The sequence below is a fragment of the Secundilactobacillus paracollinoides genome, assembly GCF_001702155.1.
GTDB lineage: Bacteria > Bacillota > Bacilli > Lactobacillales > Lactobacillaceae > Secundilactobacillus > Secundilactobacillus paracollinoides.
Genome location: NZ_CP014912.1, coordinates 688,915 through 714,818 on the forward strand (window position 1 = coordinate 688,915; position 25,904 = coordinate 714,818).

The following is a 25,904-nucleotide window of genomic DNA, read 5'->3' on the forward strand; positions in this document are numbered from 1 at the left end:
CCCCATAAGCCCTTCGCAGTCAGTACTGACAATGATGAAAATTTCTCATTTTTCATTTATTTGCGCGTGCTTTTTCTAACCGGCAATTTTGCCTACACTACAGTCATCTTCACTGTTAGGTTTCCCGATGCTAACACAAGTGACCGGCAATCCGGCTGGCCAATACTACTCGATAATTAGGTGATTACTTTGTTAAGAAAAATTAATTTAACGAATTTCTTTGCGGTCCTTTTGATTGGCGGGCTTGGGCTGGGTATTCTTTCCAATGTCATTTTTCCTCAAAACCCCAAACTATCCTGCCTTGTCCTGGCTATTGCGGCGGGCCTTTGGTTTATCAAACCCTACTTCAAAAAATGGACTGACCGATTTTCACCGCAAACCATTAAATGGGCCTTTGTTGGCACAATGGGCATCATTTTACTGGTGCAGCTGCTAATTCTTCACTTTTTACCAGCAACGGTCTACCACGATCCTTATCGGGTGCTGAACCAAGCCGAACTCCTGAGTCGCGGACACCTGACCTGGACGCATTCGATTTACTTTTATCGAAGCCCCAATAACGCGCCGTTGGCAATTTTACTCAGTTACTGGATCAAATTGTTCGCAATGATTCATCTGTCAACGTTTGTGGCAGTTCACTTTCTCTCAATTTTATTGTTGGATGGTCTGATCGCCCTGATCATTTCGCTGGTGCGTCAGTACACGACTCGCAACTACAGTGTTTTGGCAACGATGCTCTTCTTTATCTTCAGCTCATTTGCCTACACCTATTACTTGCAGGTCTTCTACTCCGACTTACCGATTTTGTTTACACTCGCACTTGTTTTCTTTGTCGTTGCACGCTGGACGCACCTCAGCACACTCAAAAAGATTGTCCTGGGTGCTGCCATTTTTCTCGCTGTGATGTTGGGTCAAATCGTTAAACCCAATCTGATCGTCCTGGCGGTTGCTATCGTCCTTGTCGGCGGCTGGTTGTTAATTCGTCAGCGAAAACAATTTGTCAAACTGCTGGTGCCATTTGTGCTCATGCTCGGCGGGTTTGCCGCCAGTGTTCCCGTGACCCATGTCATGGAACAGACCAGCCACTTTTCTGAATCAACAAAATATGAAATTCCCACAACTCACTGGATCGAAATGGGCTATAATCCAAACACCTATGGTCGAATCAGCGGTGCTGACGTGAAAAAACTGGACGCTTTACCAACCAAGGCTGCTCGCCAAGCTTACCTGAATAAGGCCTTCCCTGCTCGGCTGAAAAAGCTAGGCATCGTTGGCATCGTCAAGCAGTGGGCAGTCAAGCTCGGCATTCTCCTCAACGTGGGCAACGTTCAAGCTGCCTACACAGGTGGGTTTATTCAGGCCCCCGCAAGTTACCAAAAGATTGCGGCGCCCGTCAAAACCTTAAGTTCCGCCCTGATGCGTGCCAGCATCATTCTCCTCTACGTGGAAGTACTCCTGAGCAGTGTGGCACTCATCAGACGCCAGGCTACCTTGCCAAACACAGCGTTCGTCCTGGCACTGGTCACCGCGGTTGGCTATCTCGCCTTTCACACCCTATTGTGGGAAACCGAATCCCGTTATGGTCAAGCCCTGATCCCGATGTTGTTCCTGTTAAGTACGGTTAAGCGGCCAGCCATCAAATCACTGACGCCAAAAACAACACGTTTCCGCGTCTTTAGCACCGTCGCCTTTCTGGCCGTGGTCGCAGCCGCCTATATCACGTCACCCCTCACCCTGATCGATAATATTCAACTTGTTTCTGGCCAATTAGGTCAATTGTCCATTCAGTACAAGGCACTGCTGACGGCTGTGAAACCACATCAAGCGGTCACGCAGGAACTCCAGCTGAACCACTCCGCAAGCCGATTTATTGTGTCCACTGCGCCTAAAGCGCACTTAACTGGGCAGCTGATCAACCTTAAAACAAAGCACGCCTACCAGTTAACGGCCGGACCAAAATCATTGTTGGTGCACCACGTCCTCGCAAAGGGCAAATACCTTATTAAGATCAGCAATAACACCACTAAGACGCAAAAATTACAAATTTCTAGAATGTATGATTAACTCGCCCCGTACCCGGTCAAGCTCAATAACCAACTGCATCCGAGCTGGTCGCTTATTTACCAGGCAACGCGCGCCGTTAAAATTTAGGAGGTCTTGACTATGAAAGAAACCCGTCAATTCACAAATACCTATCCCGATCTTCACGCCCTACCAGCAAACATTACAACCGAACTGCACGAACCAGAATCGCGCAATGACCTGAAAACCTATTTGAAGGTGCTCTCTACGATTATGCAGGCGGAGGGCCGTTATCGGTAGATAGACAATGTTGAGTGCGCTTCATACCGCTTCATGCCGCTTCGTTCCGCCGTTCGGCCCTGCAGGCTGAGGCCAGAGTGTGGAGCAGGCCGGGTAACTCTCGGAGTGTAAGGTGACTTTGCCGGAAATTCCGGTCTTGAATTTCTAGCAAAGTCACCTTACACAGTAGGGAGTTGGCCTGCGGAACACGTTTCCGCAATATAAACTAGAAATTCAAGGATCTCTTCAACGTCTCCCGTATTAGTAACCGACCAAAGAACGGTCGCTAACTAATACCGACACCACGGCCTGCAATGCCGAGTGGTTCCACTACGCTACGATACTGGTAATTGTCATCATAGAGATACCAAACTTCATAAGTGTGTCATGAAGCCTGTTGATTGATTGTTACCAGTGACTAGCACATTGTGAGAAGCATTGCTGTCAATGAGATTACTAGCGGTCGAGGGCGGATTCTCTTCGAACTCGGTTTAACGCTAATGTGATGCTTAACTAGTGGTAAAGAGTATGCTCATCGTCAGTGGAATGGAGCAATTCGGCAGGTTGTCGTGGTGTCGACATCAGTTAGCGACCGTACTTTGGTCGGTTACTGATGTGCGAGACGACTGAGATCCACTCGAGAGCTGCGCAGCAGAAATCGAGTTAGCTCAGTCGCGAGCCACGACGACGGCCTGCCGAATTGCGGAATGCAACGAACTACTACCTACCATTAAATTTTCAACAGTTTCCATCCTGCTGACCACCATGTCCGGTCAGCAGGATCTTCTTAGGGCCACTCGAAACGCGAGTGTCTACCACCGTTATCGCTCTCGTCACGCGGTTTGTTGCTCCTTTGATTCTCACCAACACAGGGTATTGATATGAACTTACACTTGAAGCAAAACAGCGCCGCCATCATTTTAAGAAGTTTTCTCGCCATGCTCATTGTGATCACCGTGCTCTCCAGTGGTATGACCGTTCTGGCAACGGGTCACCAATTATTGGTCAACACCAGCGTAAACTCGACCAATATCGTCCACTCCCTTAAGCAACGGGACATTGACAGTGATGACGACTGGGAAAATTGGCGGGTCAACAGTACGTTAAACACAGCGACGAGCTACGTGCGGGTCCATAACGACCGCAGTGATGCCGCCGTTCGATACTACTATTCTCCCGGCGCAAAAAGCCTGCTGGATGGTCATCCGCATAAGATTCCTTTCTTCACCCACCTCTATTACGAGCCCGGCTTTGGATTTCTCTACCACGCCACTGGTGACGCGTACAAGATCCACTACCAACTGTGGACGAACATGAACGCCCAGTTTGAGCTTTTGGGACGGATCGTTCTCGTTGCTGGTCTCGTGCTGTTGGCAACCCTGATCATCAGCCCATTTTACATTCGTTTCTTCACCAAGCGGCTCACTGAACCACTAGCGAACCTCACCGACAGTGCCGAAAATGCCATTCAGAACCCTTCGCGTGAAAAGTTGCAGCTGCCCGTTCCTGACAAGCCCACTGAAACGACGACCCTAGCGTTGAGTTTCAATAGTTTGCTGAGTCGCCAGCATGAGCAAACTGAAAAGGAAAAAAGTTCATATCAAACGCCGCTCACGAACTACGGACGCCCATTGCGACCATCCGCAGCCACGCGCAGTTGATTGAACGCCGCGGTAAAACGCACCCGGAAGTGATTACCAAATCGGTACAGTACATTGATGATGAATCTCATCAAATGGAAACCTTAGTCGAGGAACTGTTAGCGCTGACCCGAGCCGACCGCGCCGTCCTGGATTTTACAACGTTTGATCTGAGTGCCTCGTTAACAACGCTCGCCCAAAACACGGCGCCACTGTTGCCCCAACGGTTGATTGCCAACATTGCCCCAGACGTGCAATTGACCGCAAACGAGACCAGCGTGACGCAAATCATCACAAACTTACTGAATAACGCCAGCAAATACGCCGCCCCTGAAACCTCGATCACCTTAACGTTAAAACAAACTACCGATCAAACTCTGATACAAGTCAGTGATCAGGGCGCTGGAATCGCTGCTGAGGACAAACCCCACATCTTTGAACGGTTCTACCGCAGCAGTACCGTCCGCGGTACGATTGCCGGAACTGGATTGGGACTCGCCATTGTGGCTGAACTCGCAGCGCTGAATGATGCTCAGGTGACTGTGGATGACAATGACCCACAAGGGAGTGTCTTCTCCGTTCAATTTGCGACAAAGAGAATGGCACAACTCCGTTAAAGACCGGAGAGTGAAGAAAAACGGTTTTGCACACAGAAAAAAGGCCCCAACTAAAATCCTAATTTGGGTTTTAGTTGGGGCCTCTTATATGGTCAAAAACGACCGCTTGTCTCGCGTTTAGGCTGGGTATACTGGAAAACACGCTGATTGACAATGGGGACTTATGCGTGAATCCCTTAAGCCCTTTTTCTCTACCTAACCGTTATTTTCGATTCTCGGGCGTCAATTTCTGCTCCTCAACCACGGTGGTGATCTTCTCCTGAGTTGCTTCAACCCGCTTCTTAAAGTGCAGGTTGTTTCGCCCAATCAAAATGCCAAACGGCGGTACCTTGTAGCAGAACCAGGAGATGCCGAATGCCACTGCAACCACGAAGACGTAGCCAATGGGCAGACACAGCACCATTGCCCAGGCCGGCAGCGAAATTTTTGTCAGAATAAACGCCAGCATTGCCAGTGGAATGGTTTGGACGAGATAGAGGCCAAATGAAACCTTTGCGACATTGTGGACCCAGCGGTCGATCCATGGCCAGAGACCATGTTGACGCCAGTACGCAAATCGCAGCCCTACCCAGAATACGAACGCAATCATGAATATATCATAAACCAGCATGTACGGCTGATGAACTGACATGGTGGCGCCCATGGAGAGGTGAAGGACGTCGGTGTCAAAGAAGAAGAGCCCCACCGTCCCAAGGGAAAGTATCCCCGTTATCCAAGCGATTGGCTTAATGTGGGTGTTGATGAAGCGCTTGACCTCCTTGTAGTGAATCGAAGCATACGTCCCTGCCAGGAAGTAAAATTGGTAAGTCAGCACGTTTTCACCGTAGGCCTTAAACCACCACCACCAGTGACTGTCATCGATGTGCGGCAGAAAATACTTGATAAAGATCAAGATTGCCATTTGAACTGTAAAACTAATACTCATAATCAGGGTGTGGTGATTGACGAGTTTCTTAAACATCAAGACAATCAGTGGAAAAATAAGATAGAGCTGAAGCACGATCAAAATATAGTACATGTAAAACTGATTGCCATGAACGATGGCGTCAATGTAGTCAGCCTTGAAATTAGCCATGCTAAAGTTCACGCCGACTTCGATCGACAGAAACATCACAATGAAGTTCCACGCCAAGTACGGAATTCCCGCACTTACGAAGCGTTTTCGTTCAAATTTCAACCACTCGTGTTTGCGGTTATAGTAGTTCAACGTTAACACTAACCCGGTCATAAACATAAAGCCCATTCGTGTAAAATGCAGCATCAAATGGGTCGCTTCAAGAAACAGCTGACTAGCTGCAGCGTTATCGATGCGGCCTTCAAAGGTCGACGTCGTGTGGTTTAACAAGACCCCGCAGATGAAAATGATCCGCATGAGATCCACCTCATACAGATAGGGGCGCTTAGTCTTGGTCGCCAAGTCATCACTTCCAATTAGTAGCGTTAATTTTTTAATTCACGCTAACTATCATGCCCGTGATGGCTTAAGGCGAGCTTAAAAACGGAATTTATTTTCCGCAACCTTAACATATTGATAGGTTCTGCCAATCAGGCGATTAAATGTCCGATTCTCTGCTGAAATAATGGCCAATTTTCAATCGAGATCAAACCCGATATCGAGGTTGACGACCCGATTCGTAAGGAACCCAAGGGACAGAAAATCTGCGCCGGTTCCCGCATAATCGGGCAAGGTCTCAAGTGTGATACCGCCAGAGATCTCCGTTTGAATCTCGGCCGGCACTCGTGGCTGCCATGCCCTCACAACGTCCGGCCGTTGATTATCAAACATGATGATATCCACTTGAGCGTCGATGGCCGCTTGCAGCTCCGTATCAGTCTCCACTTCAACTTCGATTTTCTTGGCGGGACCAAGCACAGTCCGCAATTGTTGAACTGCCGCTGTCAGGCTCCCGACCGCGTGCCAGTGGTTATCCTTGAGCATCGCCAGGTCATACAATCCCATTCGGTGATTCAGGCCACCGCCGCAACGCACTGCATACTTATCAAACACTCGTAACCCTGGTGCTGTCTTTCGTGTATCCAGGATCTGGGTATGGTCATCAGCCAAGGTTTGCACAGCTGTCCGCGTTGTCGTCGCAATCCCGCTCATCCGCTGCATCAGATTCAAACTTAAGCGTTCGGCCGCCAGAATTGTGGCCATGTTACCGGTCGCAGTGCCGAGGACGGTCCCCGCCGCAACCGTTTCGCCGTCCTGCACTTCTGGTGTGTAGGCTGCGTCGTCGCCAAGCAGGTGATAAAGCAGACCAGGTAGCTGCTGTCCTGCCACCGTACCAGCAGTTTTAAGGTTGTAACGACCGGTCGCTGGTCGGCCTTCTAACAGTGATGCCGTCAGATCACCGGTGCCGAGATCCTCACGAATAAAGCCGCGAAGTAACGGCAACACCGCGTTAACGTTGAGCGGCATGCACCATCGCCCCCTTCACAGGTTTGGCGATTTCAAGATCTTCAACGGAGTGGTCATGCAGCCCCGCCACAAGCGTAATCAGGGCGATGAGCAAGAGCCCAATGAAAATCCCGAAAATGAGTTGAATACTTGCCTGACCATCCAGCAGCCAGCCGACCAGATACGGGCCGATTGCTGCCCCAACGCGGCCAATCGATTGGGCCGTCCCCATTCCTGTACCACGAATAGCTTGCGGGAACTGACTTGGCGTGATGGCAATCAACGTGCCCCACGCACCCAAGTCAAAGAAGGACAGCATGGCGCCGGCCAGCAGGATCACCATAGCCGATGACGCCGAAATAAACAGCAGGCTGGCGACGATCGTTCCGCCGATATACACCGCCAATATCGTTTTCCGGGCGACGCGTTTCATCAGGTATGCCGCCAAATAGTATCCTGGCAACTGCGCAATGGACATCAACAGCGTGTATCCCATTGAGTTCACGATTGAAAAACCGCGCATCGTCAGCACGCTTGGCAGCCACATAAACATGCCGTAATACGTCAACATCACGATGAACCACAGCACCGCCAAAACTACAAGCTGGCGGCGATAACTGGAATGCCAAATCTCCGAGAACGCAGCGTGGCGTTGTTTCTCGTGCGGTTTTTCTTCGGGCAAATGCCGTCGCAAAATAAAGGCGTACACCCCCGCAACAGCCGTGACCAGCGCAGCCACGCGCCAACCAAAGATCGGCATCAATCCCCATGCAACCAGACTGGCAATGATCCAGCCATACGCCCAGAAACTATCACCGAGAATCAACATCTGCGACCGTTTCGTACCCGAAAAATTATCCGCCAGCAACGGGCAGCTCACCGCCCAGTCCGATACCGGTTGTGAACCGAATCACCATAAACACCGCGATGTTGGGCGCAAAAATAAGTGCAAGGTTCCCAAGTGAAAATAAAACAAGCGTCCCCATCAGCACGTGCTTTCGACCAATCATATCCGCTAACCGCCCCGCAAAGACGGCACCAAAGATCATCCCGATTGACGTAATGGCCGAAATGCCGCCCAGTGTCGATTCGCTGAGTTGCCATTCCCCCTTGATCAAAGGCATGATAAACGATAACAACGCCACATCCATGGCGTCAAACAACCACGCTGTGCCCACGATCAGCAGCAGGTGATTTGTTTGTTGTTTCTGCATTTTCTTATCCTCCATGACAGTTGTTTATAAAAGTCGTTTTAACTTTTATTATTGGTGCTAACCATACAGGATAATGGGGTGGGTGTCAAGACACCTCATTCGGGATGTGTGATTTTTCTCTTTTTTGGTTGTTGGGGGTTTAGTAGACGCAAAAAAAGCGTCGTTAGCGATTGGGTTAACGACACTTTCGTTTGCGTTTATTTTTAAATTTGGTTTTTTTGAGTAGCTTTCTACTGTCCTCGAGACTAAACGCGCTCCACAAGGCAAGGGGCGGCCATGTAACGGACTCTGGCAAAAAATCCAGACCCGGGATTTTCTGCCAGAGTCCGTTACATTCTGCCCCTTAACCGCCTTGTTCCGCGCTCTACTTCGCTGGATTAACCCCAGCCTTAAGATAACCACGCCAGATCCAGCCGCCGTGCTTGCCATCCGCAGTGTTCACGTGATAGTAGATAATGTAATCACCCTTTGACTTACGGTACAACTTTTCGTGCTGGTTGGTGTACCAGGTCACATTTGGCAGGTTCTTATTGTAGTCGTAACGGATACCCAAATGTTTTGAGTACCGCGCACCAGCCGTGGTGTGGTAAGCGTGCTTCTTCATTGATGCGCGCCATACTAACTTGACTGAGTTCGACCGGGATGCCGAATAAGACGACGTTGATGGTGCCGGCACCTTAACCAGCGTCGTCGTTGGCTGGCTCGCCTTGGTTGAGGACGAACTATCCGTAGTGGTACTGGTTGTTGGTGTGCTTGTAGCGCCATCCAAATAATAGCTGTTATTTAACTGACTCACATCTAAGTCTTGATTTTCACCGTTAAACCGGTAGTCGCTGGTCCACTGCCAAGCGTTGGCCGATGGGTATGCGGAACCGCTTGGGTTTGCTGGCCACTGTGCCAACCACCCCTTGTTGCTGTCATTTGTGTCGATAACTTTACCGACCCAGCTTGCCATGGTATACAAATCTGTCTTGTTGTACCCAGCTTGGTTCAAAACAGCATCAAACGCTGCTAAATTAGCATCGTTGGTCGACTTTGATAATCCAGAAAACGCACTGTCTTCAAAATCCACAACCATGACCATGTTCTTCGAGTTGGTCACTGCTTGAACAGAATTGATGAAGTTCTGGGCTTCAGCCTGCGCCTCAGCAACCGTCGTAAAGTGGGCAAAGTGGTAGTAGTTAACGGCTAAACCAGCGCCCTGCGCATCAGACGTTTGTGATGCTAAAACAGGACTCGTATAGCTTGTCCCTTCAGATGCCTTGATAGCGACTGCTTTGACGCCCGCTTGCGCCAGGTTCTGATAGTCGCTGCTGGTCAAATTAGATTGCCAGCTCGACAGATCCACCATGTCGGTGTTCGGTTGCGAACTCGAAGGCGTCAGTGACGCATGAGCAGTCACAACCGACGTCGTCCCCAACACTCCGGCAATGACGGCACCCAGCAATAATAATTTTGAATGCTGTAATTTACGCATAAAATTTCCCCATTCCCTTTTCTAATCTGTAGCTAGTGTACCACCTTTTAACATCATTTTGATAGTGAAGAAACCGCGATGTTTTGGGATTCCAGACTATGCCAGTTTTGACTGTTAAGCGTGATATTGGATGCGGATTTCGTGAAGCCTTTTTCGTTTACATTTAAATTGAAATACGATAGATTTGAAGCATAGCCGGTGAAGTGGGGACTGCAATCCCCACCTTAAGCGTCATGGTTAACACCCCGACGCGCTGGTTAATAGTTCGATAACAAACTTGTTACTTCCTTAAAAACCGTTGCGTCCAGGCAACGGTTTTTATTGTCTCAACGACAATACAGGTAAGCAACAAGAACCGTGACGATATACGGTGCCAATGCAACAGCACACACTACCAGCACAACTAAAATCTGAACCTTTTCAGATAGTCCATGTAATTTAGAAATGGTGGTAGTAATCCATCCATTAGTGTCTCTTTGCTTCAATTTCCAATAGAGGTCGATTATTGATAGCTCTTTTAGGCCACCATGCCGAAACGCGCTCCAGAAAGCAGAAGGTTGCACACAAGAGGACTCTGACATAAATTCCCAAGACCAGGAATTTCCGTCAGAGTCCTCTTGTGCTCCACCTTCTAGCCGCTTTCTGCCACGCTCTTGCTTCAATTTCGCCCCCCCCGAAATAACGATCGGGTCTAACCGTTTATAGATCATGTTAACACCCCTAACGCTTTAAATTCCAACACGCAGGGTATCAGCACGACGCCTATCTCAAGTATACCAAGACGTTTTAACAAGTGAACTACTCGGCTATAAATAACCGAGCTTCTGGGAACACCGCCGACTTACACGTTACTCAAAGAGCATCGTGCAGCGGTCACGGCTTTTTACCAAGGACCGTTCCAGCCCAATTCAGTCTGTTTTACGACCCTTGAAGAATATTCCTGGCTGCATTGATATCTCGATCATGTTGAGTGTGACAATCAGGGCAGGTCCAACTGCGGATCTCCAAGGGATGTTTACCATCATCGAAGCCACAGCTTGAACATAGCTGTGACGTTTTGTACGGACTTACAGTGACCAACTGTTTGCCGTAAAAGGCACATTTGTACGTTAGTTGACGCCGAATTTCTCGCCAAGCTTGATTAGCGATGGCCCGGGCCAGTTTATGATTTTTAAGAAGATTCTTGGTTTTCAAATCTTCCATTTTGACCACATCAAACTGCTCGACTAATGCTTTCGTCAGCTTACTTAGGTAATCGTAGCGCTGATTGGCAATTTTTTCGTTGTACTGGGCGACCATGCGTCTAGCTTTCACATAGTTCTTGAAGTCAGCCAGCTCACGAGGTTCCGGGACGTGATTATGATGATCGCACGCTATTTCTTGCTTAGCTTGAAGCCGGCGTCGTGCCAATCGTTTTTCCCAATAATGTTTCTTTTTTGCCAGCCGCTTATCGAAACGGATCGTTGGGTATTTAACGCCGGTACTGGTAATCATTAAGTCACTCACGCCCAAATCGATACCAACGCTCAGACCAGTTTTGGGCAGTTTTGTGATATCCGTATCGATCAGCACACTAGCGAAGTATTTACCAGTAGCGGTCAAGCGAATCGCCACACTTTTAACTTTACCCAGCGCCTGCTGACCACCGCGAAAACGAACCACGCCGATTTTTGACAGTTTCAAGTGGGTTCGATCCGTAAACTTGATGCCCATCTTGCACTGATAGCTTTGTTTAGGATATTTCCGCGACTTAAATCGCGGAAAGCCCGCATGCCCTTTGAAGAATTTCTTGTAAGCACCAATGAGATCAGCGTTAGTACATTGTAAACTCGTGCTCTCGGCCTGTTTAAGCCACGGATATTCTTGCTTCAAAGTCGGTAAGAGATTATTCAAGTCAAACGCTGAAAGCAGTTTAGTTTCCGGACTATTCTCATAACGCTTGATCAGCATACCAAGCATTTGATTCCAAATAAACCGATTGAAGCCAAAATTTTGGTTGATGGCTAATTGTTGTGCTTCATTTGGATAGAGTCGCAGCTTGAATCCCTTTAACACCATTAACTTCCCTTCTTTCTATCGGTTTAATATATCATGATTAATCTAACATAACAATAAGATATTTGTACCGATTCAGGGAAAGAAGGGATTAAATTTTTTTAATTATTTCATGTTATATTTTAACGGGCTAACTTTTTGACTGGTCAAAAAGTTGATTCATCTCGGCATTAAAATACCGAGATTTCTCAACTGTTAACATAAATGAAACATTAGTGAAAACACTGAAACTCGATACATAACCCGCTTCATCGTTTAAAAATGTCATGTCTTCGCATTTTCAGGATATCCAACTTTGGTCACGCTATCCTAATAGTTTTTCAGCCACAGCAACAATCTCACGTGCCAACGCTAAGTCGCCATCCCCAGTCGAGCCGCTGACACCAACAGCACCGATGACGTTACTATCAGCCCTAATCGGCACCCCACCCTGCAATGGTAAAACGCCTGGTGTTGTCATCATCGCTGGTTGACCACTGTTCACAAATTGCTCGAACACACCAGATTCGTCCTGGAGCTGAATGGCTGAAATTGCCTTGCCAATGGCAACCTGAACGGAAACTGGTGCGGCGTTATCCATTTGGGCAAATGTCTTGAGATTGCCGCTAAGGTCGAGGACCGCAATTGAGACTTTAACGTGTGCCTGATTGGCTGCGTCGACGCCATCAGAAACTAACTGTTGCGCTAACGCGAGCGTAATATCCTGTTTTGCTTGTAAATAATTTGCCATGTTGGGCCTCCTAGTTGTTTGGTGGCCCTATTTTCTGACAGAATCGGTTTTAAAACAAACATTTCGTTTTTTTGTGATTAAAGAATAGCGCTAACCGCTTTGATGGGTTAGCGCTATTGTTGTTTTTAACGTTTTTTGACATGCTTTCCATAAGGCAACGGCTGTGTAACGGACTCTGGTCGAAAAAGTCAGGATCTTTTCTGCCTCTGAGTGCTTCTGGCTTCGTGCTTTTCCCCTTCTATAGTGGAAACGCGCTCCACAAGGCAGAGTTGCTTACACTCCGCCCTCTAAACGCCTTGTTCCGCGCTCTATCTCCTCATCACCTTATACCGATCACTCCGGTCATTAGCGGCAATCTCTTCCGTCGCATGCCCCACCGGCACCACGACCTGTGGCGTATAGCCGTCGTCGATGCCTAGGTCCGCAATCAGATCTGGATCCTTTTGCAGCGCCATTGCCGCACTCATCACGTACACCGACCCCAAGCCTAAGCGAGTGGCCTCCACCATCACGTTTTCAGCGGCAACTGATGCGTTTCGTTCGCCAAATTGGCTGTCAGCCTTGGTGGCGATCACGAACAGTAACGGTGCGCCATACGCCGCGTCGTTGACTGACTTTTCAAACCGTTGCAGCATGTCGTCGCTCTCTATCACGACTGCCTGGGTAACGTCTGCTTGACCCATACCGCACGGAGCAGCTTGAAAGGCCGAAATTAATTGATCAACCTCTTCACTGGTGAGCTTGTCCTGTTTAAAACTTCGAACTGCATGGCGTGCTAATACTGAATCTGTCATTAGTTAAACAACTCTTTTCTTTAAAATTAAAAATGGCCTATACGTTTGAACCACAGTTCAAGTATAAGTCATTTTTCGTAACCGGTTACAAAAACATCGTATTGTTGTTTCAGAAAATACTATTTAATCAGTCGGTCGACCGCAAAGTTCATCACGTGTTTGAACAGGTGTTGATGAACCCGCGCAAAATGCCCCACAAAATTGTCACCAAGTGAGTGGTAGTACCGGTACTTTGGCTTCACATCCGTCGCTGCCGAATAAAAGACTTCAGCCAAGTCTTCCGAAGTAGCACTCGATTGACCGCCCAACCGTTTTAACAAGGCCTTAGTACCATTGGTCAGTTTCAGGTAAGGGGAATCCGGTTTGAGATTTTTCTCGGCGTTTGCCATCGCAATCTCGGTCCACGATGAAGCAGTCCCACCCGGTTCAACAATAATGGACCGGATACCAAACTGACGCACTTCTGTATCTAGCGTATCAGACCAAACGTTTAGCGCGTGCTTGGTGACATAGTACCAACCGCCCAGTGGGGAGTACATTTCACCGCCAATGGACGAAATATTAATGATTCGGCCACTGCGTTGGAACCGCATCGTTGGTAACACAAGCTTTGTGAGCTCCGAAGCACCTAAAAGATTCGTCTCGAGCTGCTTACGCGCGTTTTCCTCGCTGACCTCTTCAAGCGGTCCAAACTCCCCGTAACCAGCATTGTTGATCAACACATCAACAGTGCCAGCAACTTCAAGCGCCTCGTCGACAAATGCGTTCCGAGACTCTCTATTTGTCACATCCAAATGCAGCGCATGAATATTATTGCCAGCAGGAATCTTTTCCGTTCGTCGCGCGCCAGCATAGACTTGCCAGCCTCGTTCGGCAAACAACTTAGCGGCAGCAAAGCCCATTCCGCTTGATGCGCCAGTGATAAATACCGTTTTTCCAGCCATGATCGATAACTCCTTCTTGAACAGTTGTCATTTACCCTCTAATATACCCCTTTTAGCTAAAAGTGAGGTGCTCTTTGCTCGATAGTACACAATCTCGTTTGGTATTTTATTTTTAGACCTTACGACTCTTTCTAGTTGACTTTCGAATATCGATACTGCACAGTTTCGATATTAAATCAAGGGAGTGATGCGATGATGCCAGGAAGACCACGTGATGCCAATATTGAAACGCGCACGATCAGCGCAACGCAGGAACTGCTGCAGACCCACACGCCCGACAATATCACGATCGATTTGATTGCGAAACAGGCCGGGATTGCTAAATCAACCATTTATCGGCGCTACCACAGTAAGGACGACATTGTCGTCGCGGCTCTGGTGGCTGTTAAATCAATGGACTTGTCTGATTTGCCACTCACCGACCTGAACGAGACAGCGACCATCATCGCGGATCGCTTTATCGCCCAATACAACAATAAAACGGCTCGGGTGATGCTCAGCACGCTATTTCAAACACTAAACGGTAATGAGAAAATTGCCGCCACCTATTTCCAAGAACACGGTATTCCGCAAACTGACGCGCTCGCCGCAGTGCTCAGTCACTTTGAACTCAAAATCGAAGCCGCCCAACTGGCGGATCTGCTCATTCACTATGCAATTGGCGTCTTTTTAATGGAATCCATTGAGAATACGCCCACTACGTTAAAACAAGGACTTCATCAACTGTTGGCCGCCTATCAGTAGCCACCTTTTATTTACCTAATTTCGATACCAATCAGTTTCAAAAAGAAAAAAATCATGTCAACTACAATTATTACCGGTGCCACAAGCGGTTTAGGGCTGGCAACTACCCGGTTATTAGCTTCCCAGCGTCCCGAAGAGTCATTCATTATCACTTCTCGAAAATTAGCCAGTGCCCAAAAGGTGGCCAATGCCTTTACAAACATGACCCCAATGGCACTGGACGTTAGTGATCCTGACTCAATCAAGCAATTCACAGAAAACGTCAAGAAACAAAACGTGCTGATCAGCGGCATCATCGCCAACGCCGGTGCACAATTCACGAAACCAACCACCAACAAGCAGGGCGTTGAAGCCACCTTTGCCACCAATGTGATCGGCCAGTACCGATTAGTGACCAGCATGCAGCCCCTGCTATCAAGCGATGCTAAGGTCATCTTAGTCAGTTCCGACACCCACGATCGGCACAAATTTACCGGTATGCCAAATCCACAATATCTGGCACCGGCAACCTTGGCGGACGAACCAAAATCAAGTGCTGAGATGAAACATTCCAGCGACACCAACTTAGGGCAGATTCGCTATACGACCAGTAAGTTAGCGGTTATTTATTTAGTGCATGCTCTAGTCAAGCACGACCCGAAACATACGTATATCAGCTTCAATCCTGGTCTGATGCCAGGCAAGGATTCCGGGTTAGCCCGCAATTATGCGCCAGCTGCCAAATGAGCCTTCAACAATGTGCTGTCATTACTTCGGTATGTCTTTCCAAATTTCGTGCGGTCGGTGACGATCTCTAGCAAGAATCTAGCCAACGTGTACATGAACCAACCGATTAAATCCGGCGAGTATTGGGATGGCAATAAATCGATTCCGTCTTCTGATGAATCCTATGATGAAACGCGTGAAGATGAGTTGTGGCAGTATCTTGAAGGGCTAGATGAGTAATCGACAAAAATTCTAACTTGTTGCACTTTGATTTTAAATCCGGGTAATTCTAGGAAATAATAACTAACCTTCAACGTTTGTTCATTCAATCAGAATTTGCTGTCAATATTTTCAACTGAAAGCTAAACTATTAGGCACCTGCATGTTAATCTTGTTTCGTTTTCAACGCTCACGATTCAGTTAGCCACTCCAGTAGTCACGCATTTCTTAAATCCAGAATTTATATGTACAAAATAATCTCTGTAAGTATTTTACAAGTAACTTCAAATACGATAAAATAAACTTATAAACAAAAGGGACAGGGAGTACGATCCCCGTCCCTTAGCGCCATGGTTAACACCCCGGTGCATTGGTTTAAAAATTCATAACAAAGTTACTTACTTAAAAACCGTTGCGTCCGGCATACGGTTTTTTTATTGTCTTAATGACAATAAAAGTAAGCAACCAGAACTGCAGTGACATAGGGTGCTAAGGCAACAGCACCCACTACCAGCACAACTAACACCTGGACGTTTTTTGAAAGTCCATACAGTCTAGAAATGGTGGCAGGAATCCAACTTTTAGTATCTCTCTGCTTCAATTTCGACCCCCGAAATAACGATTGGGTCTAACCGCACAACAAACAATGTTAACACCCCCACGCTTTAAAATTCCAACGCGCGCGGAGTATCAGCATAACGCCTAAAAGAAGTATATCAGAGCACAGAACTAACTTGATTAACAATAGATTAAAGTTGATTTTATCAAGCTTAACAAATTTAAAAAACAGGCACCATTTAATGCCTGTCAAACAACCGCTATTCACACATATGCGCCCCCCGAGAGTCGAACTCGGATCATGAGGACCGAAATCTCATGTGCTATCCATTACACTAAGGGCGCCCCTTAACTACTATGATAGTAGTATTCAGGTGGAGAAACAAGTCTACCGCACCCCAGAGATCTTCATCGCTTCATCCTGCAAATAAAAGAACAACGCACCTGGGTTGGCCTGAAAGTCAGCTACAAAGCTCTCCCCTTGAGACGTTACGGTCTTGAGGGGCTTTTTCATGACGTCGGTCACCGCTAACGCATCGCCGTCCCAGCGGACAGAGTCGTAGTGGCCCTCCTCTGAAAAGTCTAAGTAGGCCTGTAATGAGTCCTTCACTGCTTGTTTGATCACATCGTCAGCCGTTACTGTCTCACCCTTGGCTTGACGGTTCGCAACTTCTTTTTCGACTTCAGCCATTGATTCTGGTACTTCGATTTCCATGAAAATCCTCTTTTCTATTTTTCTCTTCGCTATAGTCTACCACAGTCCTCAAATTGAACAGGCGTTAAAACACAAAAATGAGAAACTCACTGAATTTTCTAATCAAATAAGGTAAACTAGGACTAATGATTGTCGATTACTAAGGAGGAACCCCTACGATGACACTCTTATACCGGAGCACACGCGGCACTGCAGATACTGCCCTGACCGCTTCAGCCGCCATTTTACAAGGTCTCAGTCCTGATGGCGGGCTGTACGTGCCAACTGAAAAACCACAACTTGATTTGAATTTAAACGACTTACCGGATCTTACCTACCAACAGGTGGCGTATAAGGTTTTGAGCGCCTTTCTCACCGATTTCAACGACGATGAGCTCAAGGCCTGCATCAACGCAGCTTACGATGACAAGTTTGACGACAACGCGATTGCCCCTGTCAGTCACCACGGCAAGGACTTTTACCTAGAGTTATTCCACGGCCCAACCATTGCGTTTAAGGACCTGGCCCTCTCCATTCTGCCACATTTAATGACCACGGCTGCTAAGAAACAGCACTTTGATAAGCAGATCGTCATCCTCACTGCCACTTCTGGTGACACAGGAAAGGCTGCGATGGCAGGCTTCGCCGATGTGGCTGACACCCAGATCATCGTTTTCTATCCGAAACAAGGTGTCAGTGCTATTCAAAAACAGCAGATGATCACCCAACCCGGCGCCAACACCCACGTCGTCGCCATTGACGGCAACTTTGACCAAGCTCAGACCAACGTCAAAGAAATTTTCAACGACGACGCCTTCAAGCAAGAAATCGCCGCCAAGGGCTACCAATTCTCATCCGCCAACTCGATCAACATCGGCCGGCTCGTCCCACAGGTCGCCTACTACTTCTACGCTTACGGCCAGTTGATCAAACAAGCCGCTATCCAACCTGGCGACACCGTCAACTTCAGCGTCCCAACCGGGAACTTCGGTGACATTTTGGCCGGTTACTACGCCAAGGAATTAGGGTTGCCGATCAACCGCCTGATTTGCGCCTCCAACCAAAATAACGTCCTCACTGATTTCTTTGACACGGGTTACTACGACCGCGTGCGGCCGTTCTTCACCACGACATCGCCATCGATGGACATTCTGGTCTCCAGCAACCTGGAACGCCTGATTTTCCGCGCCGTTGGCAGTGACGCCACCCAAACGAGCGCCTACATGCATGAACTGGAAACGGCTGGTCACTACCAGATCAAGTCGGAGACTCTGAGCTTCCTCAAAGAAACGTTCAGTGCCGGCTCAGCTACCGGTGACGCCGACGCTCAGGCCATCGCTTCCGTCTTCAAAGAAACGGGCTTTGCGATCGACCCCCACACCGCTGTGGCCAAGGCTGTTGCTGACCAATACCGGGAAACAACGGGTGATGACACGCCCATGGTCATCGTATCAACCGCCAGTCCCTACAAGTTCCCCAACGCCGTTTTAAGCGCGATTGAGGGCCACGATGAAACCACTGACGGCCTCGATGCCATCGCACAACTCAAGGACACCATTAACGTCCCACTACCACCGGCCATTCAAAAATTATTTGACGCACCGGTTCGCCACAAGATGTCCGTGAACGCTAACGAGATGAAGGAAACGATTTCAAAGATTCTCAAAATTCGCTAAAAAGACTATGAAACGGGCATAAAAACGCTTATACTTTAATTGTCAATGAATATAGGGGATTGAGGTGACCGCGCAATGGATAAGTCCGGAAATGGTTATTTAACACTATCCACATACAACGCAATTTTGCACCGTCAACTGCAACGAGACATGAACCAACTTCTTGTGCAGGATGAACTGCCAGTTAACATTACCGAAATGTATCTGATGGTCCTTATCTTGGAAAGCCAGCCGATCAGCCAACGCCGGGCGGCAACGACTTTAGCAGTTGATGAAGGGTTAATGACGCGAATGGTCAAACATCTGACGTCACTTAAACTGATCAACAAGACCAGCGCCGACCGTGATAAGCGGGTCAAGGAGCTGACACTAACAGCCGAGGGGAAGCGGCTGTTAGACCATGCACTCAAACAATTTAACAATTGGTGGGAATCCTTCGCCGGTGATCTGGAACATATCGACATCAACCATTTGGGAAACGAACTCTTCGATATTTCCAAAGTCGTGTTGTCGGACCGACATCAAACGCCGTTGGCAAATGGCAAAGAGCGTGGAACAAGGCGCCTTGAGGGCGGAGCCTAAGTAACTTTCGGCATAAATGCCCGAACTTGGCATTTATGCCGGAAGTTACTTAGGCAGTAGCCCTCAGCCTTGTGGAACGCGTTTCCGCTATATAACAGAGAACCAAGAGAACCAAGAGAACCAACCAAAAAAACGCACTGCCAAACAGGCAAGTGCGTTTTACTTTACCCAAATTTTCAAAATGCAAGCCATCCCAAAACAACTTAATCATTGCATTTCTCAAAAATTAGCATACGGTATACTTGTAGAACAATTTCACAAAGGACGTGATCTCATGACAACAAGTATTTCAGTCGCAGATGCGCGACGTGCCGATGCACACACGATTCAAGACGTTGGCATTCCCTCCCTCGTATTGATGGAGCGGGCCGCATTAGGCGCGACTAACCGGTTACTCACTGGTGACTATGATTTAACCAACGTCTTAATTTTTGCCGGCACTGGAAACAACGGTGGTGATGGCATCGCTATTGCGCGGTTGTTGCACGTGCGAGGTGTTAAGGTTACCGTCATGTTAACTGGTGACCGGTCGAAAGCTTCCACTGAGACGACCCAACAGTTAAAAATCATCGACTACTACAAAATCCCTGTGATTCCAGCCGACATCAACCTCGGTGACTACACAACCATTGTGGACGCCATCTTTGGGGTAGGATTGGATCGACCTGTTGAGGGCAAATTTGCGACCTGGATCAACGCCATTAACGGCAGTAATGCTAAGGTGTTTAGTGTGGATGTGCCATCAGGTTTAAATGCCGATACTGGTGAGCCTCAGGGTGCGACCGTTAAGGCGAATGCGACTAGTAGCTTTGCTTATAGTAAGAAGTGCTTTGATACCGCTTCTGGGAAACAGTATACCGGGACGTTGTTTGTTGAGGATATTGGGGTGTATCTGGAGTAGAGCGTGGAGGAAAACGGTAGGAAGCGGAGTGTAAGTGAACTCTGGCAAAAATGCCCGGGCCTGGCATTTTTGCCAGAGTTCGCTTACATGCAGCTTTCTGTTTTCCGAAACGCGTTTCGGCTCGAGGACAGAGAACCACAAAGAAATGCCTGGGCTTGGCATTTTTGTCAGAGTTCACTTACATGCAGCTTTCTGTTTTCCGAAACGCGTTTCGGCTCAAGGACAGAGAACCACAAAGAAATGCCCGGGCCTGGCATTTTTGTCAGAGTTGCTTAGGCAGTAGCCCTCAGTTTTCCGAAACGCGTTTCTGCTAGGTTGCCTAGAAGGAAGTGGCCTAAGCTTATGGTATTGTCACTGTGTCGAAAGAAAGTAAAAATTAAAACACGAGAAAGACTGAACCATTTGCTGGCTCAGTCTTTTTGATTGGCTTTTTGTATTTTTTTAGCATGCATGGTTAGTTTTGTTCCGCAAGGCACGGTGCTAACGTGTAACGGACTATGACCAAAAAGTCAGGCCCGGACTTTTCTGGGTTTTGCGACTGATTGGTGATGGCCTCTGCGCTCCCTTTTTACGTAGACTAAACGTGTTCCGCAAGGCAAGGGGCGGCCATGTAACGGACTCTGGCAAAAAATCCAGACCCGGGATTTTCTGCCAGAGTCCGTTACATTCTGCCCCTTAACCGCCTTGCTCCACACTCTACCACACATTCACACTCCTCACCTTCCACACAAACGGCATCTCCTTCTCCACAACAACCCCTGCCTGGCGCTTGCCCAGTTGGCCGACGTAGTACAGTTGTTTGCCGCTGCCACCCTCGGCATCCGACAAATTTGAGATCTTTGTTTTTGTCGATAAGGCTTCCAGATTTCGGACCGTTTGGCTATTTACCGCGACATCCTTAAATTTAGTGATCTTGTGCTGCGAGACGAGCTGGTCCGTTTGTTGGATCACTGCTACCTTTTCTGGTAGATCGTAAAAGAAGAAACTGCCTACTGCAAGAATGACAACTACTACTGCAATCAACCCCAAATGCCGTTTCATGATGAAGCCCCCACTTCATTTTCAATTTGTTATGTTCAGTGTAACGGATGGCCTGCTGTAAATCGAGTGCCTTTACGAAACGTTAACGTGTTCGTTACCAATTCGTAACCCCTTCAATTTTCTGCACTCAAAAAGCAACGTAGACAAGCTCCGCGTTGCTTTTTTTAAGTCACTATTCAGTTGTGATGAGTGGTCGGCCGATTAGTCGCCAACGATCTCCTTCACTGCTTCAGCATAAATGTCCATTGCTTTGTACATGCTCTCAAGTTCCCATTGTTCGTTCACTTGGTGCATGAAGTCTGGCACACCTGGTAACATGGCGCCAAAGGCCACACATTGGTTCATGGTCCGGGCATAGGTTGCGCCGCCAGACACTTGAGGCTGCGTATCGTCGCCAGTCAGGGTCTTGTAAACGCGCATCAACGTCTTAACTAGTTCGCTATCTTCGGGCACATAGAGTGGTGCTAAATAATCAAAATGCGCGTAAGTCAGGCCGTATTCGGTGACCTTTTTGCTCAACTGGTCGATCAGCTTGTCGTGGTCGACCGTCACTGGAATCCGAATGTCGATCTGCATCCGCGTTTCCTTGGCGTTGATCTCAAGACTGGAAATGTTAAACGTCAGATGACCGGAAGCTTCATCCTTAACGTCGCCTAAAACGTTGGTGCCAGTCGCGTCTTCCTTGAACAACTTGCCGATAAAGCCCAACTGGTCGTTATCTGGGAAGACCTTTGACAATGCCATGCCTAAACGCAAGACAGCATTCGTGCCCTGTGGTGCTAACATGGCGTGAACTGACTTACCCAAAACAGTGATGCCGTCGCCGGTCGTTTCGTACTTAAAGCCGAAGTCATCCAACGCAGCCTTGACATCAGCTAGCTTAGGGCCGTTGTAAAAGGCCTTTGCTGGAACCGCATTGAAGGCTGACTTGGCATCAACAGTCAATTCAGTCGACCCAGGGCCAACTAAGTAGGACTGTTGCAGTCCCTTTTCAGCATAGGTCACGGGAAATTCAGCATCTGGCGCGATCCCGTGGGTGATGGGTTCTTCTTTCTGGTTATAAACGGCGATGCCGCGCCAGAGGGTTTCTTCATCCGTCCCAAAGATGAACCGAACGCGTTCCTTAAAATGGACGCCAGCATCCATCAAAGCTTTAACCGCAAACAACGCGGCGATTGAAGGCCCCTTATCATCCTGAGCACCCCGACCGATGATCTTGCCATCCTTAACCGTGGCGGTGAACGGATCCGTGTCCCAGTCAGCAGGGTCGCCGGCAGGCACCACGTCCACGTGGCCGATCAGACCGAAGATGTCCTTCCCTTCGCCCACTTCAGCGTACCCGTAGTAGCCGTCAGGGTCTTCGTAAGTTTTAAACCCAAGTTCAGCACAGATGGCCATCATTTCATCTAAGGCTGAGCGCACACCCTTGCCAAACGGCGCACCAGGTGCGGCATCCGACAATGCTGAATTCTTGCTGATCATGCGTTTCAAGGCAGCCACAGCGGCCTCGTGATGTTGTTGCGTGACATAATTGGTCATGTTAATTCCTCCTTAATATCGTTTTATCGTGGTTACAGGACTGCTAAAATGCCTAAGAACACACAGGTCAACACAAACAAAATGACCATGAGTTTCGCGATCCACTTCCACCAGGTACTGATGTTGACGTGAGCAATCGCCAGCGCCCCCATCACGACACCAGACGTTGGTGTGATCAGGTTGACCCAGCCAGACGCAGCTTGATAGGCCGTCACAACGGTGCTGCCTGCCACGCCGGCAAACTTGCCCATTGGTCCGATGATGCCCATAGTTGCCGCAGCCAGACCGGATGTTGATGGAATCAGGAACGACATTGGAATGTAGAAAATGTAGGTCAAAATGATGAAGACGCTTTGTGACAACCCCTTCAGACCAAGTTCACCCCAGTGAAGCACGGTGTCGGTGATCATCCCATCGTTCATGACCACTTGAATCCCACGGGCAACTGCCACGATAATGGCAACGCTCAAGAAGTCGGCCATCCCGCCCATAAAGGCGTCGATGAAGTCGGATTCCTTCATGTGGTACACAAACATCACAACGATCGACATGAACAGGAACAACATCGTAATTTCACTGAAGTACCATGATCCCAGCGGCACGATATCGTGACCCACCAGATTGCCCAAGAATGGCACGTTCGTCAGCCACTTGGTGAAGTTGTTAAAGATCGTCTATTTTGAGTTGATGGTATCCCATGGCACTAAGCCAGCGATCATCAGCACGAAGGTTAAGCCAAACAGCCAGAGAACGGCCTTTTGCCGCCCCGTCATCTGAATATTTTCCTCGCCGCTTGGAATCGTGAACCGTTTCCGGTCCTCATCCCGTTGGTTATACAGCAGCGACTTCGTTGGATCCTTTTCGATCTTTGAGGCGTAGTGGTAGGTGTACCAAATGCTGACGCCGACCACTAAAATCAGCAGAATAAACCGCGGCATCAGCCCGTCACCCATGGAAATATGCAGCGTTTGGGAAGCCACACCAGTCGCAAACGGGTTCACCGTTGAGGCCAAACACCCCACCTGTGTCCCCACCAGCGCAATTGAAATGGCCACCAGTGAATCAAACCCAACCCCGATCATCACGGGAATCAGCAGCGGATAAAAGGCAATGGTCTCTTCGGCCATCCCATACGTTGATCCGCCAAGCGCGAATAAGATCATCAACACTGGAATCAGGGCTTTTTCACGCCCCTTGTACTTGCGCACAACGGTACCAATCCCGTCATCAAGTGCCTTGGTCTTGTTGACAACGCCCAGGAATCCCCCAATCACGAGAATAAACAGTGAAACGGGAATGGCGCCCTCGGTCTTCCCTTCGCCGACCATCCCATTGACTGGGGCCATCATGACGTCCCAAATGCCCTGAGGATTCGCCTTAACGGTGCGGTAAGTGTGGGCGATAATGTTGCCCGCCTTATCCGTTGAATACTGACCAGCCGGAATCAGCCAGGTTAAAATAGCAACCGCAATGATAATGAAAAATAAAATAGTGAACGCAGACGGCATTTTAAAGTGTCGTCTTGGTTTCGGCTGTGTGTTTGGTGCTTCCATACACTCATCTCCTAACAGCTATACTTAAGTTTAGCGCAACGAGATTAAGCCCCCATGAATTTTATTGAACTTCTTGTGTCAAAATACACAGGTGAATGAATGAACCGGTCTAGTGCATATTACCCTTTTTTAGCAAATTACAAGAAAGCCATCAAATTGTTTGGTGTTGTCTACGAAACCGGTTACAATATCATCATAGTTGCGAGCTGTCATTAATGGGCTAACCTATTTAACCGTTAATACAACCTGTTTCAACTGGATTATTGTCAGTACGCGAATTCACTTCAGCGCGTCTATCACCCAGTTGGTCATTCAAGCGAATGTGGTCTGCCAACAAACAGCAACAGCTGTGCCTTTACTAACAATTGGTATAGCTGTGCTCAAGTCGAACAACCGTTGTATAATTGTGAATCAAATGTGAATTTTTATCCTATTTTTGTTTATGAATCACGTGTGACTAACCGCTATTATCCGTCATGTGAACACAATTATGAAAATCATTGCCATTTTTCTCTCATAATCACCTATACTAAACTTAACTAAACCCTTAGGAGGACACTGCTCATGCCAGAAAAAGATCCTGATTTTATGAATGTTCAAGATATCGATCCTGATATCATCGTCGATTTAAAGTACGCCACCACCGACAACTTTACCGGTAAGGTCATCTATGACTTCACCACCGCTGTTTCGCGGACCGGTACCGTCAAGAAACTCGGCGTTGCCAGTCAGCTCTTAAAGGAACAGGGCTACCGGCTCAAAATATGGGATGCCTTTCGTCCGGTCACTGCCCAGCAAAAATTGTTTGACGTGGTCTCAGATACGCGCTGGGTCGCTAAACCCAATCCCAACTTTTCCCACCAAAAGGGCGTCACCTTCGACCTCACCCTAACAGACATGGACGGCAATGAGATCCCCATGCAATCCGGCTTCGACGACTTCACCGGCAAAGCCGTCCGCGACTATCCCCGAACTGACGAACAGGAAAAGAACTACCAAATTCTCCTCCAAGCCATGACCCAAGCCGGATTCGTCGGCTACGAAGGCGAATGGTGGGACTACCGCGACGCCGACATGGACAGCTATGGCCCAAAGCAGGTCGATCCTAACCTGTATGCACATTAGCGACTCAGGATAAAAATGTCGCTTCGTTCCGTCGTTCGGCCCTGCCGGCTGTAGTGGGTCGCTCCGGAGCTATTGAATTTCTTTGCAGAAATTCAAGGATCTCCTACGTCTCCCGTGTAAGTAAGCGAGGAAAGAACCCTCGCCAACTTACACCGACACTACTGCCGGCAATGCCGAACGACTCCACTACACTACTGTTGTGGCAATCTGCATCAACACACCAGCATCAATACGACAGCGTTGTTGCGTCTTATCTCCTGTTTAGCAATCGCCGGCTATGATCGAGTCTCGTAACAGCATCGCTGTCAATGAACGTAGCAACAGTCGAGGGCGGATGCTCTTCAAACTCGGTTTAACGCCATTGCGATGCTTAACCAGAGGCGAAATTAAGCTC

Annotated in this window: 22 protein-coding genes, 1 tRNA gene and 2 pseudogenes; 11 read left to right on the forward strand and 14 right to left on the reverse strand. The window is 48.3% G+C overall.

From position 1 onward, the window contains the following. Positions 1-189 precede the first annotated feature (189 nt). The 4 genes from AYR61_RS02805 to AYR61_RS15460 all read left to right on the forward strand — a co-directional run bounded on the left by AYR61_RS02805 (position 190) and on the right by AYR61_RS15460 (position 4,558). The gene (locus AYR61_RS02805; protein WP_083215455.1) at positions 190-2,064 is read left to right on the forward strand and encodes a glycosyltransferase family protein; all 1,875 of its coding nucleotides are present in this window, start codon (positions 190-192) and stop codon (positions 2,062-2,064) included. A gap of 99 nt (positions 2,065-2,163) precedes the next feature. After that, positions 2,164-2,322 (forward strand): hypothetical protein, encoded by a 159-nt coding sequence (locus AYR61_RS15115; protein ID WP_156770451.1) that lies wholly within the window; start codon positions 2,164-2,166, stop codon positions 2,320-2,322. Positions 2,323-3,182: 860 nt separating this feature from the next. Continuing rightward, entirely contained in the window at positions 3,183-3,962 is a 780-nt protein-coding gene (locus AYR61_RS15455) for a hypothetical protein (RefSeq protein ID WP_225356508.1), read from the forward strand. Continuing rightward, positions 3,941-4,558: a sensor histidine kinase gene (locus AYR61_RS15460; protein WP_263850104.1), complete on the forward strand. Its 618-nt coding sequence runs from the start codon at positions 3,941-3,943 to the stop codon at positions 4,556-4,558. Before AYR61_RS15455 ends, AYR61_RS15460 begins: the two co-directional genes overlap by 22 nt. 202 nt (positions 4,559-4,760) lie before the next feature. Here AYR61_RS15460 and AYR61_RS02815 read toward each other — a convergent pair whose 3' ends face one another. The 9 genes and pseudogenes from AYR61_RS02815 to AYR61_RS02855 form a co-directional block, all read right to left on the reverse strand. Next, a complete protein-coding gene (locus AYR61_RS02815; protein WP_225353288.1) occupies positions 4,761-5,975 on the reverse strand; it encodes an acyltransferase in 1,215 nt (404 codons plus the stop codon). Between the two features lie 174 nt (positions 5,976-6,149). Continuing rightward, complete coding sequence (nadC, locus tag AYR61_RS02820) at positions 6,150-6,980, reverse strand: carboxylating nicotinate-nucleotide diphosphorylase (protein ID WP_056987979.1); 831 nt, start codon at positions 6,978-6,980, stop codon at positions 6,150-6,152. Then, positions 6,964-8,173, reverse strand: a pseudogene (locus tag AYR61_RS02825) (MFS transporter). Before AYR61_RS02825 ends, nadC begins: the two are co-directional and overlap by 17 nt. A gap of 364 nt (positions 8,174-8,537) precedes the next feature. After that, positions 8,538-9,650, reverse strand: coding sequence for a GH25 family lysozyme (locus AYR61_RS02830; RefSeq protein ID WP_065901587.1), 1,113 nt, complete (start codon positions 9,648-9,650; stop codon positions 8,538-8,540). 326 nt (positions 9,651-9,976) lie between these two features. Continuing rightward, positions 9,977-10,360, reverse strand: a complete 384-nt coding sequence (locus AYR61_RS02835; RefSeq protein ID WP_065901589.1) for a hypothetical protein — start codon at positions 10,358-10,360, stop codon at positions 9,977-9,979. Positions 10,361-10,568: 208 nt separating this feature from the next. Beyond that, entirely contained in the window at positions 10,569-11,708 is a 1,140-nt protein-coding gene (locus AYR61_RS02840) for an RNA-guided endonuclease TnpB family protein (protein ID WP_065901591.1), read from the reverse strand. Between the two features lie 301 nt (positions 11,709-12,009). Further along, complete coding sequence (locus AYR61_RS02845; protein ID WP_054711599.1) at positions 12,010-12,435, reverse strand: GlcG/HbpS family heme-binding protein; 426 nt, start codon at positions 12,433-12,435, stop codon at positions 12,010-12,012. Between the two features lie 308 nt (positions 12,436-12,743). Continuing rightward, complete coding sequence (locus AYR61_RS02850; RefSeq protein WP_056987976.1) at positions 12,744-13,229, reverse strand: nitroreductase family protein; 486 nt, start codon at positions 13,227-13,229, stop codon at positions 12,744-12,746. A gap of 119 nt (positions 13,230-13,348) precedes the next feature. Next, a complete protein-coding gene (locus tag AYR61_RS02855; RefSeq protein WP_054711597.1) occupies positions 13,349-14,173 on the reverse strand; it encodes an SDR family NAD(P)-dependent oxidoreductase in 825 nt (274 codons plus the stop codon). Between the two features lie 192 nt (positions 14,174-14,365). Between AYR61_RS02855 and AYR61_RS02860 the strand changes: the two genes are divergently transcribed. The 3 genes from AYR61_RS02860 to AYR61_RS02870 are packed head-to-tail and all read left to right on the forward strand — an operon-like array spanning position 14,366 to position 15,862. Further along, positions 14,366-14,917 carry a TetR/AcrR family transcriptional regulator gene (locus AYR61_RS02860; RefSeq protein ID WP_054711595.1) on the forward strand — a complete coding sequence of 184 codons (552 nt, stop codon included), beginning with the start codon at positions 14,366-14,368 and terminating at the stop codon, positions 14,915-14,917. Positions 14,918-14,971: 54 nt separating this feature from the next. Further along, on the forward strand, positions 14,972-15,643 hold the full coding sequence (locus AYR61_RS02865; RefSeq protein WP_054711593.1) for an SDR family NAD(P)-dependent oxidoreductase: 672 nt from the start codon (positions 14,972-14,974) through the stop codon (positions 15,641-15,643). Between the two features lie 12 nt (positions 15,644-15,655). After that, positions 15,656-15,862, forward strand: a complete 207-nt coding sequence (locus AYR61_RS02870; RefSeq protein WP_054711591.1) for a Rossmann-fold NAD(P)-binding domain-containing protein — start codon at positions 15,656-15,658, stop codon at positions 15,860-15,862. A gap of 810 nt (positions 15,863-16,672) precedes the next feature. Here AYR61_RS02870 and AYR61_RS02875 read toward each other — a convergent pair. Next, a tRNA-Arg gene (locus tag AYR61_RS02875) sits at positions 16,673-16,744 on the reverse strand. 43 nt (positions 16,745-16,787) lie between these two features. Then, complete coding sequence (locus AYR61_RS02880; protein ID WP_054712812.1) at positions 16,788-17,114, reverse strand: hypothetical protein; 327 nt, start codon at positions 17,112-17,114, stop codon at positions 16,788-16,790. 158 nt (positions 17,115-17,272) lie between these two features. Between AYR61_RS02880 and thrC the strand changes: the two genes are divergently transcribed. From thrC to AYR61_RS02895, 3 genes are all read left to right on the forward strand, one after another. Beyond that, a complete protein-coding gene (gene thrC / locus AYR61_RS02885) occupies positions 17,273-18,769 on the forward strand; it encodes a threonine synthase (RefSeq protein WP_065901593.1) in 1,497 nt (498 codons plus the stop codon). Positions 18,770-18,844: 75 nt separating this feature from the next. Beyond that, positions 18,845-19,351, forward strand: a complete 507-nt coding sequence (locus AYR61_RS02890) for a MarR family winged helix-turn-helix transcriptional regulator (protein ID WP_065901595.1) — start codon at positions 18,845-18,847, stop codon at positions 19,349-19,351. Positions 19,352-19,625: 274 nt separating this feature from the next. After that, on the forward strand, positions 19,626-20,252 hold the full coding sequence (locus tag AYR61_RS02895) for an NAD(P)H-hydrate epimerase (RefSeq protein WP_054712803.1): 627 nt from the start codon (positions 19,626-19,628) through the stop codon (positions 20,250-20,252). 696 nt (positions 20,253-20,948) lie between these two features. On the opposite strand, the gene AYR61_RS02900 is transcribed toward AYR61_RS02895, so the two are convergent. From AYR61_RS02900 to AYR61_RS02910, 3 genes and pseudogenes are all read right to left on the reverse strand, one after another. After that, on the reverse strand, positions 20,949-21,293 hold the full coding sequence (locus AYR61_RS02900) for a hypothetical protein (protein ID WP_054709500.1): 345 nt from the start codon (positions 21,291-21,293) through the stop codon (positions 20,949-20,951). Between the two features lie 201 nt (positions 21,294-21,494). Beyond that, on the reverse strand, positions 21,495-22,832 hold the full coding sequence (locus AYR61_RS02905; RefSeq protein WP_065901597.1) for a M20 family metallopeptidase: 1,338 nt from the start codon (positions 22,830-22,832) through the stop codon (positions 21,495-21,497). A gap of 32 nt (positions 22,833-22,864) precedes the next feature. Beyond that, positions 22,865-24,385: pseudogene (locus AYR61_RS02910) on the reverse strand (YfcC family protein). Between the two features lie 564 nt (positions 24,386-24,949). Between AYR61_RS02910 and AYR61_RS02915 the strand changes: the two are divergent. Beyond that, on the forward strand, positions 24,950-25,510 hold the full coding sequence (locus AYR61_RS02915; protein WP_054709497.1) for a M15 family metallopeptidase: 561 nt from the start codon (positions 24,950-24,952) through the stop codon (positions 25,508-25,510). The last annotated feature ends 394 nt before the right edge of the window (positions 25,511-25,904 follow it).